Raw genomic sequence first — 13,505 nt, 5'->3', positions numbered from 1 at the left:
TTGTTCATAGCCTGTATCCCAACATTGGAAGATCAATCATTGTCGCCGTTCCAGATGGCGATCTGCTGCGTAAGATAGCTTTGTGTAGCCTGCAGAACTGCAAGCTGACGGTCCATATTGGCAAAGGTCCGGCGCAACTGCGTTTCATATTGTGCACTATCCTGATCCAGCCTTTCCCGTGCCTTGACCAGATCAGCCTTAATTTTCTCCAGCCGGTTCTCAGATGTTTCCAACGGGCCGTTAGCACCTTGCAACCGGTCTCTTATTGACTGCAGCACACCGGCAATGCCCGGATTATTGGCATCGGGAGTTAACGGATCAAGCATATTGGCAACGGCATCAGGGTCAGCAGCCAACACGTCATCAAGCCGGTCCTTGTCGATAGACAAGGTGCCGTCACGATTTGTTTTCACACCGATATCCGAAAGGGCGCGATAAGGGCCGTTGTCGACCAATGCGGTCGCCCCAATCTGACTTAAGGCGCGCATCATTTCACGGACACCCGTATCCCCTGCAAGCGGGCCGGCAGTCCCATTCGCTCCGTCATAAGCGGTTGCAGCATTGAGCGCTTCTCGTAATTGGTTATAGGCATCAACAAACTCGCCTACCAAAGCGGAAATCGTTGTTGTGGGTTGATCACCGCTAATAGTTATGAGTGATCCTGGTGCAGCAGCTTTCAGATTGATTGAAACGCCCTGAATCGCATTCTCGATCACATTGCTACTGAAGCGCAAATCAATTCCGTCTATCTTGACCAGAGCATCGGCAGCCTCGCTGACCAGCGTCATGCCGGTAGCACCCGGCGGATAATTAAAGTTGGCAAAATCGCCACTGATAGTAAACATATTGCCGGCCCCTTCTTGCCCCTCCAAAACAAGGCGGGAGCCTGTATCATCGGTCAGAATTGAAGCAGACACGCCGGAACCGGACTGATTGATCGCGTCGGCAAGATCGTCCAGACTGTCAGCGCCGTTCGCCAACGTTACCGTGAAATTGCCACTGCCTGTACCAATGGTCATCGTACCAGCACCCAGCGCGACATTGCTGTTGGCGACGGGAGCGGAGGCAAGCCGACGGGTTGCGGCCAACTGTGTAATTTCCAGTGTTGCCGGCAGACCCTGTGGACGTGCGCCATTGAAGAAACCAACGGTTGCCAAAGACGGGTCGCTCGATACCAGATTGCCCGCAAAGGCACGACCATCCAGCAGATCGGTTAGTGCCTTCGCAAAGGTATCAAGCGATGATGATGCCGACGCCAAGGCTGATATCTTAAGACTGTTGGTTTGTTCGCGATTGCGCAAAATGGCTTCTTTGGGTTCGCGGGAGGCAGCAAGCAAATCTTCGATCAGCTGTCTACTATTGACGCCTGTGCCAGCGCCGACGAGATTGGATATAGAGCTAAACATAATCATCAAAACGACAAGTGCCGGGATAGTTTTAGTTCAATTTTCGCGATTGCCCTGGCTATCAAATCGCAGCTCGTCCGGCAGGTCTATATGCGGCCGATCCAGCTCGTCGGCAATTTGCGCGTCCAAGCGAAACAGAAAAGCGAGCACTGTGGCAACAGCCACATAGAGACGCTCGTCAATCACTCCGCCAACGGGTGTTGTGAAATAAATCGCGCGGGTGAGCATTGGAAATTGCAGCATCGGCACATTTTTCTCTTCGGCCAGTTGGCGAATGGCGTCTGCCACCTCCCCCCTGCCCCGCGCCAGTACAACGGGAACCGCATCCTTGCCCGGGCGATATCGCAGAACCACCGAAAAATGTACCGGGTTATTCAGCACAACAGTCGCGTCCGCGATCGCCTTGCGCGCCGAGTGCGATAGCGTTTCCTGTTGTCGTTTCCGCTGCGCCCATTTCACTTCCGGCGCCCCTTCAAGATCCTTGTGCTCGTCCTTGACTTCCTGCTTGGTCATGCGAAGCCGTTTGTTGCGCTGGAACATCTGCGCAGGGACATCAATCGCCGCGATGATGAAAAATCCGACGGCCATGGCCATAGCAATGAACAGAAACAGACCACCAAATTGCGTTACTGCAGTTTGCATATCTTGTCGGCCAAGCGCGAACATGTAGGGAAGATTGGCATAGACCAGCCACAGTCCGATACATCCCAATAGCAGCACTTTTGCCATGGACTTACCCAGTTCAATCAGGCCGCGTATCCCAAACATCCGCTTCAATCCATTAAGCGGGTTTATCTTCTCGCCCTTTGGCTTCATGACTGACCAGCGAAATCCCAGCGATCCGAGCAAAATTGGAGTGGCGATAGCGGCAACCATCGTCATTCCAAACAGGCCCAAAAAAGGGAGGAAGATTTTCGCGAGATGGCGATAGGTTTGGGTTCCCGGATTGAAATTCTCGATATCATCTCTGGCTATCGTCAAACCACTGGTCAGCATCTCGGCAATGCCGTCCATAAGGAAGCTACCCAAGGCAGCAAAGCCAAAGGCAGCAGCCAAGACGACCATTGCTCCGCCCAATTCTTTTGATTGCAAGACGTCGCCTTTCTTGGCGCTATCCTGCAGTCGTTTGGCTGTGGGAGCTTCGGTCTTTTCACCGCCGCCTGATGGTCCCTCTGCCACTATTGGCCTCTCGCCAGACGGTCACTTTGCTCAAGCGACTGGGTCAGGGCTTGGCCAATGCCATCAATCATCAAGGGCGCGGCCATTGCCAGCATGACGAGACCCAATGTCAATGTGGCTGGAAGGCCAACAGCAAACAGGTTCATCGAAGGCGCAGAACGTGCAAGCAACCCCAATATAATCTGCATCAACAGCAAAGCCGATCCGACCGGAAAAGCAATGGCCAGTCCCGCCACAAAAAGCGTGCCACCAAAATAAACCAGTTTCAGCGTCGCATCGGCCGACAACAAACCACTGCCCGGCGGCAGATATTCATAGCTGCTCACGATGGTAGCGGCGAGGATCAAATGCCCATCCATGGCGAGAAAAATTAGTGTGGCCATGATCGAAAAAAACTGCCCAATGACCGGCGTCGACTGTCCGGTTTGCGGATCCGACATCGATGCAAAACCAAGCCCCATCGCGTTGCTGATTGTTTCCCCCGCGACAAAGGCGGCACCATAACCGATCTGTATGGCAAAACCGATCGCAAGTCCGATGATCACCTCTCCCGCGATCAGGACAAATCCGGAAATACTGATCAATCCGTCTTCGGGCAAGGTAAGACCGGAACCACCAAGCGCTGCTATCCCGACCGCGAGAGACACGACGAGCCGCAATTGTATCGGCACCACACGTGCACCAGTTACCGGGGCCGCAAAAAAAGCGGCACCCGGTCTGATCATGGCAAAAAGCCATAACCAGAGCTGATCTTCCAAACCTGCAAATCCGGGCGCAATCATCTTAATCGGTCAAGCCAGCAAGGCTGGAATCCGATCATAAATATCCCGAGTGAAATCGACGATCAGATACATGATTGAGCCGCCGAAAACTCCCAACATGATAGCAACGACCAACAGTTTGGGAACAAAGCTAAGCGTTGCTTCGTTGATAGAAGTAGCGGCCTGTATCATGCCCAGCAACAATCCACCAAGCAACGCAGGAACCAAAATAGGGGCAGCCGCCAACGCGGTAATCCACAAAGTTTGCTGCGCCATACCAATGAAAAAATCACCGCTATCAGACATCCGTTCTTCCTTTCCTAAACTGCAAAAGAACCAGCGAGCGTCCCCATGGTGAGTGCCCATCCATCGACGAGAACGAACAACAGGAGCTTGAATGGCATTGAGATAATTGTTGGTGACAGCATCATCATGCCAAGCGCCATTAAAGTGGAGGCGACCAACAGGTCGATGATCAGAAACGGCAAGAATATGAGAAAGCCAATTTGAAATGCGGTCTTCAGCTCACTGGTGACAAAGGCCGGTAACAATATCGAAAACGGAATATCGTCAGGCTCCGCGACCGGCGGTGTGTCGGCCAGTTCCATAAAAAGTTTCAAATCAGACTGCCGCGTCTGTTTGATCATGAAACCGTGCAGCACATCACCCGATCGGCTTATCGCCTCTTCGATCGGGATTTCGCCCTCGCCATAAGGGGAATAGGCATCGACGTTAATCGTATCGATGACCGGGCGCATGACAAACAGGGACAAGAACAACGCCAATCCAACCAGGACCTGATTGGGCGGCGTTTGCTGCAATCCCAATGCCTGGCGCAGGATCGACAGGACAATGATGATCCGGGTAAAACTGCTCATCATCAACACAATCGACGGCAATACTGTGAGCAAACTCATCAGCAGCAAGATTTGCAGCGACAGTGTCAATGGCCTCCCATCGCCAGAAATATCGTCGAGTGCCCGCCCCAGGCCACCGGAGATATCCTCTTGCGCAATTGCAGGATCGGCAAAGGCGATTAGCGATGCCGCAACGAACAGCGCAAAGGACCATGGTCTTTTCATGTCTCGTCGGCACCCCATGCAAGCCGATCAATCCGGTTGCGCGTAACGGATATCAAAAGGGACTGTCCGTTAAATTCAATCACTGCCAGTTTTGCAAAACCGCCCAACGGAAGCGTCTCGACAATCTTGATCTGGCGGTCTTTCTGCGCCCGCATCAAGGCGGGTTGATATCTGCGATAGAGCCATAGAGCCGCAAATATCAGCCCGCCCATGACCGGCAACAGGACAAGCAACTTGATGATATAGGCAGTTATCATTTGCGTCGCTCGACCGCCGGAAAGCCCAGACCTTCGTTCGCCAGTTCGGCAATTCGAACGCCAAAGCGGCCGTCAATCGTCACTACTTCGCCTTTTGCCACCAAAGTCCCGTTGACCATGATGTCGAGCAGGTCATCCGATTGCCGATCCAGTTCCACAACCTCGCCGTCCCGAAAAGCGATAATCTCCGCGAGCCGTTTCGATATGGACCCGACTTCGACCGATAACCGAACTGGAATATCAGACAGTATCCGGAAATTCTCATTCTCGGCCCAAGCTGTTTTCTCCGGCTCCTTTTGCTTTTTTGCAGTGGACGCAGCTTTGGGATCATTCATCATGTGTCTCCTTGTTCCAGACGTTCGATCTTGAAGGCGGCACAGCCGTTTTTCTCGCCCAATGTGCCGGTTGCAAATTTATGATTGGCCACAAATAGTGGCGGCCTGACACGCGGTGCTATCGGGATAACATCGCCCGGCTTGATCTCGAAAAGCTCTGGCAGCCGCAGCTCCGGCTGCGCCAAAATCATGCGCAGTGGCAGGCGGATATTTTTCAGTCCATCCAACCATTGCCGTTGCCAGTCAGGGTCGGACTCTTCCGAACTATCGTTCTGGCTGTTCCGGACCAGCTCGATTGCACTTTCGGCCGCCTCTGCGGAATAGGCGATCGCAATCGTCCAAACGACATCTTGCGCGATCGCAACCTGAAATGTCTGACAGAGTATCTGTTCATCGGGCTTGCAGATGGTGACATGCAATGGGTTCGTTTCATGATTGATGAGCGCAGGTTTGATAATCCCATGGTCGGCAAAGCAATCGCCTAGCCGTTGGATAAGCGCTTCTTGCAGCCGCGCGATCAACTGCATTTCCGCATCCCGAAAACAATCCTTTTGACGCGCCACGGCCGGCCCCAGTGTGCCTCCAAAATAGAGCTCGACCAGATTGTTGATCATCATTTCCTCAAAAAATAGGATCAGCGACCCGCGCAGCGGCAGCAACCGGAACACCGAAAGGCTCGACAGGTTTTCAAGCCCGCTGGACCATTCGCCATAGGAAAGGAAACGGCCATCTTGTGCGGTGACTTCGGTCTTGATCCCGGCAATCTGTTCGATGGCCGTTGCCATTCCGGCCGCATATTTGTCAGAAACCCGTCGCAGCAAAGATGTGTCTGCAGAAACCTGATGCGATTTTTCAGCAAATTTATGACGGACGACCGCAGCCATTATTGCACCACAAAGCTGGTAAAATAGATGTTGTTGACACCGCCGAAACCAGTCTTCTCTTTCAGCACTTTGTTGATGACTTTCGTCAAAATACCTTGCAACTGTTTCTTGCCGTTCTGGGTATTGAGAGATTCAGTATCCTGTTCCGCAAGCGCCATCAAAATCGCTGACCGGATAGGTGTTTCATGCGCCTTGATATTTTCCAGCACCCGTTCGTCATAATAGGTCGCGATCGAAATAGACACTTGCACAAAATCATTGCTGTTTTTGAGATTGGAAGTGAACGGCCCATCAATCGGATAGTAGGTTATCTTGAACGCATTTTCCGCAAATTTGGGTGGTTGCTTGTTCCCTTTTACCAGGGTCATGCCTCCCGCATCTTTGGCTACCAATTCCGGTTGACCCGTGCCTGCTGACCTGCCGACTTTACCACCGGCCAGATAATATCCAGCCGTCATCGCGATACTCCCAGGCAACAGAACCAGCAGCAGACCTGTCATCATCTTTTTGAAACGCCCGCGCCTGTTTCGAACATCCAACCCCATTTCCATTGCATCCGCCATTATTATTCTCCGCTACAATCTGTTGAAGGGTTCAGGCGTATCGGGCGCCATCAAGGGAAGCGGGCACGTCGCCGACGCCACTGGCGCTCCTTCCTGATTCAGCATGCGGTTCAGCAAGCCAATGATATTCGCCATGCTTGGCGCCGGATTCATAGCCACGTGCGGGGGCATCTTGGTCACCCGATGTCAATCCGGAATGTTCATGTTCGGTCACATCTACGCGCAACAGTTTAGAACCAGCCAATCGGATGTCCTGTTCCAAGCGCCCCTGTGCGCCGAGGATCAACATTTTTGCGCTTTCGTTATCGGTATCAACGCGCACAATATTTCCCGCAGCGTCTGACATGATTTCCACATGCAACCTACCAAGATGTTGCGGCTTCAATTGAAAGCTGAGTTTGCTACGATCACCAGTCAGTTTCGCAATTTCCTGACCCAATCGACCAATCCAATGATCATCCATCAGGGTATCAAAAACAGGTAAGGACGATGGTGTAGTCGCCGCAGTGCCCGTTGCCATCGGTACGTTCGCAGCGACATCGGTCACCGGTAAAGATACGCTGGCACTCGCAGTCTGGTTTATTGGCACCGGCGTAGAAATCAAAAATTTAGCGGATCTGTCATTCGTGACAATTTTCGGCTCCGAATTCTCGGCAGACGAGGCTACCAGACGATTGTCCAACAACAGTGCCTGATCTTTTGGAACGCCCAGCACTTCAATCGGAAGATTTGATTGTGAGTTTACGTTGTCCGATCTCACCGCGCTATCAGGCAGCTTTTGCAAGAGCAGAATATCGGCACCCAGCCCAGCACGCATCGAATCAGGCGCGAATTGCGACCTGATCTCTTTTGTCGGATAACCGGCTTCTTGCAGCTCAAGCTCTGCAGAACGAGCGATTACATCAATTCTGTTCGCACCCGTAATTGACGATGGAGCAGAATCACCATTGTCATGCATCAATGGCATTGTTGTCGACTCATATGGAAGCACAACAGGCGATGACGGCGGCCAGCTCTCCATCCCATCGCCGGGACTATCTTGCTCGATTTCGGCCATTGTCGTCGGCGAAACATCCTGTCCTTCACCGTCTATTTCCGCGAAGGCATCAACAAACCGAAGGGCAAATTCTTCTCTGCCACCTGGGTCGTTCGTTTCCTGCAAGAGGGCTGGCGCTGAATTGAAATCGAAATTTGCTATCAGGCGAAATACACTATTCATGAGAACAAGCCTTTCTTCCACCCCGCCGAGGTGATGCCATTAGTTCTGATCGGATGCGGCAACGCGTCCTGCAACCTCTGGTCGATTGATTTTCTGGCACGGCGAAAATTCAGGTCGGCGCGTTCTTCACGGAGCATTGAAACATGGGCGGCCGACCGCTTCGCTGCCGCAATCGTTTCTGCCTCGGCTAATTTGCCTTGCTGAGCCCGGCTGAGCGCTATCAAGCGATGTCCGAATTCCAGTCGGTTTGCGAGCTGTGCCGCATGGTTGCCGTCTCTCGCGCGCAACATGTCATCCGCGATCGCCATCAGCTGTTCGCGCGACTTTTCCAAACGGTGGGCCTGATGCTCCGCTTGCGCCAGATCGCGCTGGGTCAACCTGGCTTGCAGCCGGCACATACCAAGCAAACGCCGCTTGAGATGCAAGTCGCATTTCATCATCCGAAACACTCCACCAATCGGCTGATCGCGTGGGTGAGATCAATGTTCACATCATGGGGCTGTTGAAGAAATGCAAGTTGATCAGACCGCCGAGCAATGGCTTCATCGAGCAAACTGTCGCTTCCAGCACGATATCCGCCCATCGTAATCAGATCACGATTTTCGGTATAACGACTCCACAAGGACCGAAATTTGTGAAGCGCCGCAGCATGATCGTCAGCGATAATATCCTGCGCCACTCTGCTAATTGATTTACCGATATCAATGGCCGGAAATATATTCTGCTCGGCAAGTTCACGGGACAGGATTACATGTCCGTCAGCGATGGCCCGTGCGGCATCGACGATCGGATCGTCGAGATCATCACCATCCGCCAAAACGGTATAAAAGGCCGTTACAAATCCACCGGTTTTGGCGTCACAACCCGCCCTTTCGAGGAGTTGCGGGATGAGAGCGATGGCACTCGGCGGATAGCCTTTCATGGTTGGCGGTTCGCCGGCTGCCAATCCGATTTCCCGTTGGGCATGGGCAATCCGCGTCAGGCTATCGATCACCAGTAAAACACTTTTGCCCTCTGCCCGAAAATATTCGGCAATAGCAGCTGCACGCTGGGCAGCTTTGATCCGGAGGATCGGGGAATGATCCGCCGGCACAGCAATCATGATTGTTTTATCGGCGATCCCGCTATCCTTGCTCGCCGCAACAAAATCACTCACCTCGCGGGCACGCTCGCCAATAAGCCCAACCACAATTACATTCGCTTGCGTGCCGGAAGTAAGCTGCCGCATCAGCATGGTTTTTCCCACGCCAGAACCGGCAATGAGGGCCAGTCGCTGCCCGCACCCGACAGGCAAAAGCGCATTGATTGCCTGCACCCCGACATCCAGTGGACGGATGACACTACCCCGGCTCAATATGTTGGAGGCCTTTCCCATCAAAGGCCATTGCGCCTCCATCGGGATCGGTCCCATCCCGTCGAGCGGGCGGCCCAGGGGATCGATGATACGACCCAAAAGCGCAGAGCCAACCGCTACTTGCGCGGCTTGTGGCGTCGGCCTCACATGCGCATCAACGTGGATATCGACATGCTGATCAAAGGGTGCCAGTGTCGTCGTGTCGCCGCCAAAGCCGACTATTTCAGCACCTATCTCCCGGCCATTTTCCGAGGCAATCCGGGCGCCAAATCCGATCGGATAATCAAAACCACTGGCTTGTACCAAGCCGCCGGAGCAGGCCTTTACCTTACCCCATTTTACCGGTGCAGGTGTGATAACACCCGCGTCCAAAAGCATCCTGGAAAGACGATCATAATCAAGATCTAACATATAGCACCGTCCGCAGCTTTGATGCGCGTTTCGATCTCCTGCTTGATCGCAATGCTGCCGGCAAAAACCTGTCCAGCGGCATGATCCAGTCTCACCGATCCCGGCAACAGGTCTGCGTCCACGGTGATCGGAATTTGGCAATCATATTCCCGCAATAGCTGGGCGTCACTTGGCGCAAGGTGGAGACTTGGTTCTCCCACGCTGCCGTTGATCAGCGCAATGGCCTCATCGCAACGACGTTGCATCAAAGCCGGATCGGTTTTTGCATGACCCACGGCTTGCTCAAACAACGATAACAGGACTTCCCAGAATTGTTTTGCCAGCACCTTTTCATCGCCGGCCTTCAGCCGATCAAGCGCCATCGCCAAAATGTCTTTTTGTTGCTCAAGCTGATCTTGAGCAACCAACGCGGCTTGCTGACCATTAAGATATCCTTGCTGATAAGCCTCTTCGATCTCCTGATTCAATAGGTCATGCGACGGTTCCGGCTGCTCTTCCGGTTCATCATCTGCCGGAATTTCTTTTGCAGCACAAAGTGTCCAGTCATATGTCGACTGAAAGTGGGTTTCCTGATTTGGCAGAGAAGTGGAAACGACAAAATCCTGCTCCCGCGATGCCGGTGAAAACTGGTTATCAGACAAATTCACGGCTTTGCCCCCCCAACAAAATCACTCCCTCGTCGGCCAAGGCGCGGGCCTGATCCACGACTTGCTTCTGTGCGGCAGCAACTTCATCCTTTGAAACTGGTCCCATTTCCGCGATGTCATCTTCTATCGATTGGGCAGCACGCTTTGACATACAGCCGAACATTCGTGCCGCCAGCGCCGCGTCTGCCCCTTTGATTGCCAAGACCAGGACAGCATTGTTGATCGATCGAAGCACGGTGCCCAATGCCTTGTCATCAAGCTCGATCAAGTCGGCGAAAACAAACATTTGCTCTTCAATTTTGCGGGCAAGCGTTTTGTCTCGTTTGAGTAACGCCTTGATGATCCTTAGCTCTGCTGGTTTCTCGACATTGTTCATAATCGCGGCGGCCTCATTGGTGCCGCCAGTTTTCTGGGCGATGCTTGCAGCCGGCTTTTGAGTGTGTCGAGAAATCAGCGCTTCAATATCGGCAATGGCCTGTGCTCCGATGTCACCCATAGTCGCGATGCGAAAAATTACATCCTCCTGCAAATCTTCGGGCAATTGTTGGAGGACATCACCTGCCGTTTCCGGTTCCAGAAAGGACAGAATGACAGCCATCATCTGGGGGTGTTCATCGGCAATCATGCGCGCGATTTCATCGGCGGACATCCAATCCAGCAGCCGGTGCAGATGATTGAGATCCGACCGGGATTGATGTGGGGCGATGCGAGTCAGCATATTGGCCGCGCGACCTGGGCCCAATGCCTTGTCCATAATAGCCGTTATCTGATGATGGGCGCGATAGCCGATCGGCGTCCGGCTGCGGGCTTGCTGGACAAAGCGATCGAAAACGAAATTTACGTCCTCTTCGCTGACATTGCTGATCGCAAGCATTGCTGCGCCCAGCGATTGCACCTCGCCGGGCCGCAGACGTGACAATATATCAGCCGCCTCGTCCTCGCCAAAGATCATCAGCAATATTGCGGCGATCTCGCTGCCCGACCATGACCGTTCAGCCTCTTCATCGATTGCGGACGAATTAGCCAATTCAATCGCATTGCCCTTTGCAAGTTCAGCCATTGACCGCCCCCTTACGAGCCGTCATGTCCGTTGCCGTTTCAGCCAACAGATCACGAACCGTCAGCGCTGCATGATCGGGGTTCTGCCGGACAAAATTCTGGATCAATGCAGCTCGCGCCGCATAGCCATCAGCAGAGCTGATCATATCCAGTGACACTGGATCAGCGACTGCTTCCGCAGCCTTTGCCTCCTGCGCCAGACCCTCGTCAATATCGGTTGCCAGTTGCAAACGCTGGGGTCCCGACAAGACCGAACGGTTCGCGCGAATTTTCCTCATCAAGGGCCAACCAATGCCGAAGATCAAAGCCAATGCCACCAACAGCGCGGAAACATTGCGGGCAAGCAGAGAAACCCAACTGGCTTCCCACCAGTTTTCCACATTTTTCTCCACAGGCAGAAAGGCCCGCGCCTCAATCGCCACCACATCGCCGCGCTCTTCTTGGAAACCGATAGCGCCTTTGACCAAGGCCTCTACAGCAGCCAGTTCTTGCTCGGAACGCTGGCTTCTGCCGGTTGGCGAGCGCAGCGCAACGGCGACAGACAAGCGCTTCACCGAACCGACGGCCTGTTTGGTCACAGACACCTCCCGGCCCAATTCAAACTGGCGCGCAAATTTTTCGGACGTGCGGCTTGTTTCTTCTTCCTCAGCAGTGCCTTCATCGCCCTGAAAGTCATCGGTCAGCTCAGGTTCCTCGGGCGGGCGATTGGCCAAGGCGCCGGGAATACCATAGCTTGCGCGTTCGCCCGGTTCATTCGACCAGCTCCCCTGCTCTGTCCGAACGCGGGCATCTTCTGCCGGAAAGCTCTCGCGTGTCGCCTGATTTTCGGAGAAATCCATTTCCGCCGTCACTTCAGCGGTAAAGTTTTCGGCACCAATGATCGGCGTAAGCAGCGAGGTAATCGTACGACGATATCGGTCTTCAACCTGCGCTTGCACCATCAGATGCTGCTCGGCCTCGTCCGATGCGCTGCTTGATCCATGGCCCGACACAAGGCGGCCATTTTGATCGACCACGCTCACGGCATCTGCTGACAGTCCTGGTACAGAACTTGCCACAAGATGGATGATCGACTGCACTTGTGCCTCGGTCAAGCGGTTGCCGCCAACGAGGGTCAGCATCACGGACGCAGATGGTTCGGAGCGATCGCGGATAAAAATGCTTGGCGCTTCCATCGCGAGCAGCACCCGCGCCGAGACGACGCTATCCATCGCCTCTATTGTTCGCGCCAGATCAAGCTCTCGGGCAGCCCGCAGCTTGTCATTCTCGACAGCGCGGCTTGCACCCATCGGCATGGAAGATACCAGACTGTCTCCATCGGGAGCAGATTTAGGCAGGTTTTGAGCAGCCAGCGCTAACCTGGCACGATGATAATCAACCTCTGACACGGTCAGTGTTCCGGTCGACTGATCAATACTATAGCCGATGTCGGATTGCTTTAGAGCTTCAACGACGGCAGCCTTGTCGGATTCTGGTAGACCCCGAAACAGGTCCCGCTGCGGCGGCTCCCGTAGCGCCAGCCATAAGGTGACCGCTATCAAAACCACCGCCAGCAATCCCAGCCAAGGCCATGCCCGCACGACGGCTGGCTGTTTGATCAATGCCTCCAATCGATCCCGCCAGCTGACATCATTTGCCGCGCCATTTGATGACCATATAGGTGCCAGATCCTGAGCCGGTTTTTCGACTTGTTGGTCGCTGGTAAGACTGAGTTCGTTCATATCACACCGGCATGCTCATGATGTCTTGATAGGCTTTCATCAATTTGTTGCGGACCTGAAGGGTAAGCTCGAAACCCAGCGACGACTTTTGTCGCGCCATCATCACGCCCGCGATGTCGGTTGTCTTGCCCATGGTGTAATCCTGGGTCAGATCACCAGCGGTGTGTTGCAGAACATTGATTTGATTAAAAGCTGCAGTCATTGCTTCGCCAAAAGCGGGTTGCGCCGGACCACTTCCCTGGGCAACCGCTGCAGAGGCTGCTTTTTTTAAGGCATCATTTTCAGCCAGAATATCTCTGCGCAGAGCCATGATGGCAGTGGTGTCAATTGTCTTCATGATCTCAAACCTTGCGCCCGTACCGCTGCGTAACGAGAGGGCTTCAGGAGAGATTTTAACGGTTGCCAATCGATACGCAGCGGTGGACCAAAGTTCACCCGGACCAGATCGGGTGAACACCAGTTAAGTAACGCGAAGCAGGCATTGCGAGTGTTTAAATGCAAACCACTGAACTTGCTTGAGATCGGCAAAGTGTCTGCAAAACCATCTTCATTTCCATTTTTCCCAATCATCGATTTTCCCATTATCTGGTCCTGAGGAACCGCCTTTGGATTCCAAAGATGCGATCG

17 protein-coding genes are annotated in these 13,505 nt (G+C 53.6%); all 17 read right to left on the bottom strand.

All coding sequences use genetic code 11. The features are described from left to right. Positions 1-32: 32 nt before the first annotated feature. From fliD to ACO6S1_RS15975, 17 genes are read right to left on the bottom strand one after another with little or no spacing between them, the layout of a single operon-like run. On the bottom strand, positions 33-1,412 hold the full coding sequence (fliD, locus tag ACO6S1_RS16055) for a flagellar filament capping protein FliD (protein ID WP_422343574.1): 1,380 nt from the start codon (positions 1,410-1,412) through the stop codon (positions 33-35). A gap of 30 nt (positions 1,413-1,442) precedes the next feature. Continuing rightward, the gene (locus tag ACO6S1_RS16050; protein ID WP_422343573.1) at positions 1,443-2,585 is read right to left on the bottom strand and encodes an EscU/YscU/HrcU family type III secretion system export apparatus switch protein; all 1,143 of its coding nucleotides are present in this window, start codon (positions 2,583-2,585) and stop codon (positions 1,443-1,445) included. After that, positions 2,585-3,367: a flagellar biosynthetic protein FliR gene (fliR, locus tag ACO6S1_RS16045; protein WP_422343572.1), complete on the bottom strand. Its 783-nt coding sequence runs from the start codon at positions 3,365-3,367 to the stop codon at positions 2,585-2,587. Before fliR ends, ACO6S1_RS16050 begins: the two co-directional genes overlap by 1 nt. A gap of 9 nt (positions 3,368-3,376) precedes the next feature. After that, positions 3,377-3,652 (bottom strand): flagellar biosynthetic protein FliQ, encoded by a 276-nt coding sequence (locus ACO6S1_RS16040; RefSeq protein WP_422343571.1) that lies wholly within the window; start codon positions 3,650-3,652, stop codon positions 3,377-3,379. Between the two features lie 14 nt (positions 3,653-3,666). Further along, entirely contained in the window at positions 3,667-4,428 is a 762-nt protein-coding gene (gene fliP, locus ACO6S1_RS16035) for a flagellar type III secretion system pore protein FliP (RefSeq protein ID WP_422343570.1), read from the bottom strand. Further along, positions 4,425-4,685, bottom strand: coding sequence for a FliO/MopB family protein (locus tag ACO6S1_RS16030; protein ID WP_422343569.1), 261 nt, complete (start codon positions 4,683-4,685; stop codon positions 4,425-4,427). Before ACO6S1_RS16030 ends, fliP begins: the two co-directional genes overlap by 4 nt. Next, positions 4,682-5,020 carry a flagellar motor switch protein FliN gene (gene fliN / locus ACO6S1_RS16025; protein ID WP_422346214.1) on the bottom strand — a complete coding sequence of 113 codons (339 nt, stop codon included), beginning with the start codon at positions 5,018-5,020 and terminating at the stop codon, positions 4,682-4,684. Before fliN ends, ACO6S1_RS16030 begins: the two co-directional genes overlap by 4 nt. Next, positions 5,020-5,904, bottom strand: a complete 885-nt coding sequence (locus ACO6S1_RS16020; protein ID WP_422343568.1) for a FliM/FliN family flagellar motor switch protein — start codon at positions 5,902-5,904, stop codon at positions 5,020-5,022. The genes fliN and ACO6S1_RS16020 overlap by 1 nt, the downstream gene beginning before the upstream one ends. Then, positions 5,904-6,467 (bottom strand): flagellar basal body-associated FliL family protein, encoded by a 564-nt coding sequence (locus ACO6S1_RS16015; protein WP_422343567.1) that lies wholly within the window; start codon positions 6,465-6,467, stop codon positions 5,904-5,906. Before ACO6S1_RS16015 ends, ACO6S1_RS16020 begins: the two co-directional genes overlap by 1 nt. Positions 6,468-6,498: 31 nt before the next feature. Further along, positions 6,499-7,686: a flagellar hook-length control protein FliK gene (locus tag ACO6S1_RS16010; RefSeq protein WP_422343566.1), complete on the bottom strand. Its 1,188-nt coding sequence runs from the start codon at positions 7,684-7,686 to the stop codon at positions 6,499-6,501. After that, entirely contained in the window at positions 7,683-8,126 is a 444-nt protein-coding gene (locus tag ACO6S1_RS16005; RefSeq protein WP_422343565.1) for a hypothetical protein, read from the bottom strand. The genes ACO6S1_RS16010 and ACO6S1_RS16005 overlap by 4 nt, the downstream gene beginning before the upstream one ends. Then, positions 8,123-9,451: a FliI/YscN family ATPase gene (locus tag ACO6S1_RS16000; RefSeq protein ID WP_422343564.1), complete on the bottom strand. Its 1,329-nt coding sequence runs from the start codon at positions 9,449-9,451 to the stop codon at positions 8,123-8,125. Before ACO6S1_RS16000 ends, ACO6S1_RS16005 begins: the two co-directional genes overlap by 4 nt. Then, on the bottom strand, positions 9,445-10,098 hold the full coding sequence (locus tag ACO6S1_RS15995; RefSeq protein ID WP_422343563.1) for a hypothetical protein: 654 nt from the start codon (positions 10,096-10,098) through the stop codon (positions 9,445-9,447). The genes ACO6S1_RS16000 and ACO6S1_RS15995 overlap by 7 nt, the downstream gene beginning before the upstream one ends. Then, positions 10,085-11,158, bottom strand: coding sequence for a flagellar motor switch protein FliG (gene fliG, locus ACO6S1_RS15990; protein ID WP_422343562.1), 1,074 nt, complete (start codon positions 11,156-11,158; stop codon positions 10,085-10,087). Before fliG ends, ACO6S1_RS15995 begins: the two co-directional genes overlap by 14 nt. Next, positions 11,151-12,878, bottom strand: coding sequence for a flagellar basal-body MS-ring/collar protein FliF (gene fliF, locus ACO6S1_RS15985; protein WP_422343561.1), 1,728 nt, complete (start codon positions 12,876-12,878; stop codon positions 11,151-11,153). The genes fliG and fliF overlap by 8 nt, the downstream gene beginning before the upstream one ends. A gap of 1 nt (position 12,879) precedes the next feature. Next, complete coding sequence (fliE, locus tag ACO6S1_RS15980) at positions 12,880-13,215, bottom strand: flagellar hook-basal body complex protein FliE (protein ID WP_422343560.1); 336 nt, start codon at positions 13,213-13,215, stop codon at positions 12,880-12,882. Then, a complete protein-coding gene (locus ACO6S1_RS15975; protein ID WP_422343559.1) occupies positions 13,212-13,460 on the bottom strand; it encodes a hypothetical protein in 249 nt (82 codons plus the stop codon). Before ACO6S1_RS15975 ends, fliE begins: the two co-directional genes overlap by 4 nt. Positions 13,461-13,505: the final 45 nt, after the last annotated feature.

It is taken from the genome of Parasphingorhabdus sp., from assembly GCF_965233695.1.
In the GTDB taxonomy this organism is placed as follows: domain Bacteria; phylum Pseudomonadota; class Alphaproteobacteria; order Sphingomonadales; family Sphingomonadaceae; genus Parasphingorhabdus.
The sequence above is the reverse complement of the archived record's forward strand: the minus strand, read 5'-3'. Positions and strand labels throughout refer to the sequence as shown.

What these genes read in the sequence shown, in the direction of transcription:
- fliD (WP_422343574.1), bottom strand. Translation starts at nt 1,412, where the DNA reads ATGATTATGTTTAGCTCTATATCCAATCTCGTCGGCGCTGGCACAGGC.
- fliR (WP_422343572.1), bottom strand. Translation starts at nt 3,367, where the DNA reads ATGATTGCGCCCGGATTTGCAGGTTTGGAAGATCAGCTCTGGTTATGG.
- ACO6S1_RS16040 (WP_422343571.1), bottom strand. Translation starts at nt 3,652, where the DNA reads ATGTCTGATAGCGGTGATTTTTTCATTGGTATGGCGCAGCAAACTTTG.
- fliP (WP_422343570.1), bottom strand. Translation starts at nt 4,428, where the DNA reads ATGAAAAGACCATGGTCCTTTGCGCTGTTCGTTGCGGCATCGCTAATC.
- ACO6S1_RS16030 (WP_422343569.1), bottom strand. Translation starts at nt 4,685, where the DNA reads ATGATAACTGCCTATATCATCAAGTTGCTTGTCCTGTTGCCGGTCATG.
- fliN (WP_422346214.1), bottom strand. Translation starts at nt 5,020, where the DNA reads ATGAATGATCCCAAAGCTGCGTCCACTGCAAAAAAGCAAAAGGAGCCG.
- ACO6S1_RS16020 (WP_422343568.1), bottom strand. Translation starts at nt 5,904, where the DNA reads ATGGCTGCGGTCGTCCGTCATAAATTTGCTGAAAAATCGCATCAGGTT.
- ACO6S1_RS16015 (WP_422343567.1), bottom strand. Translation starts at nt 6,467, where the DNA reads ATGGCGGATGCAATGGAAATGGGGTTGGATGTTCGAAACAGGCGCGGG.
- ACO6S1_RS16010 (WP_422343566.1), bottom strand. Translation starts at nt 7,686, where the DNA reads ATGAATAGTGTATTTCGCCTGATAGCAAATTTCGATTTCAATTCAGCG.
- ACO6S1_RS16005 (WP_422343565.1), bottom strand. Translation starts at nt 8,126, where the DNA reads ATGATGAAATGCGACTTGCATCTCAAGCGGCGTTTGCTTGGTATGTGC.
- ACO6S1_RS16000 (WP_422343564.1), bottom strand. Translation starts at nt 9,451, where the DNA reads ATGTTAGATCTTGATTATGATCGTCTTTCCAGGATGCTTTTGGACGCG.
- fliG (WP_422343562.1), bottom strand. Translation starts at nt 11,158, where the DNA reads ATGGCTGAACTTGCAAAGGGCAATGCGATTGAATTGGCTAATTCGTCC.
- fliF (WP_422343561.1), bottom strand. Translation starts at nt 12,878, where the DNA reads ATGAACGAACTCAGTCTTACCAGCGACCAACAAGTCGAAAAACCGGCT.
- fliE (WP_422343560.1), bottom strand. Translation starts at nt 13,215, where the DNA reads ATGAAGACAATTGACACCACTGCCATCATGGCTCTGCGCAGAGATATT.
- ACO6S1_RS15975 (WP_422343559.1), bottom strand. Translation starts at nt 13,460, where the DNA reads ATGGGAAAATCGATGATTGGGAAAAATGGAAATGAAGATGGTTTTGCA.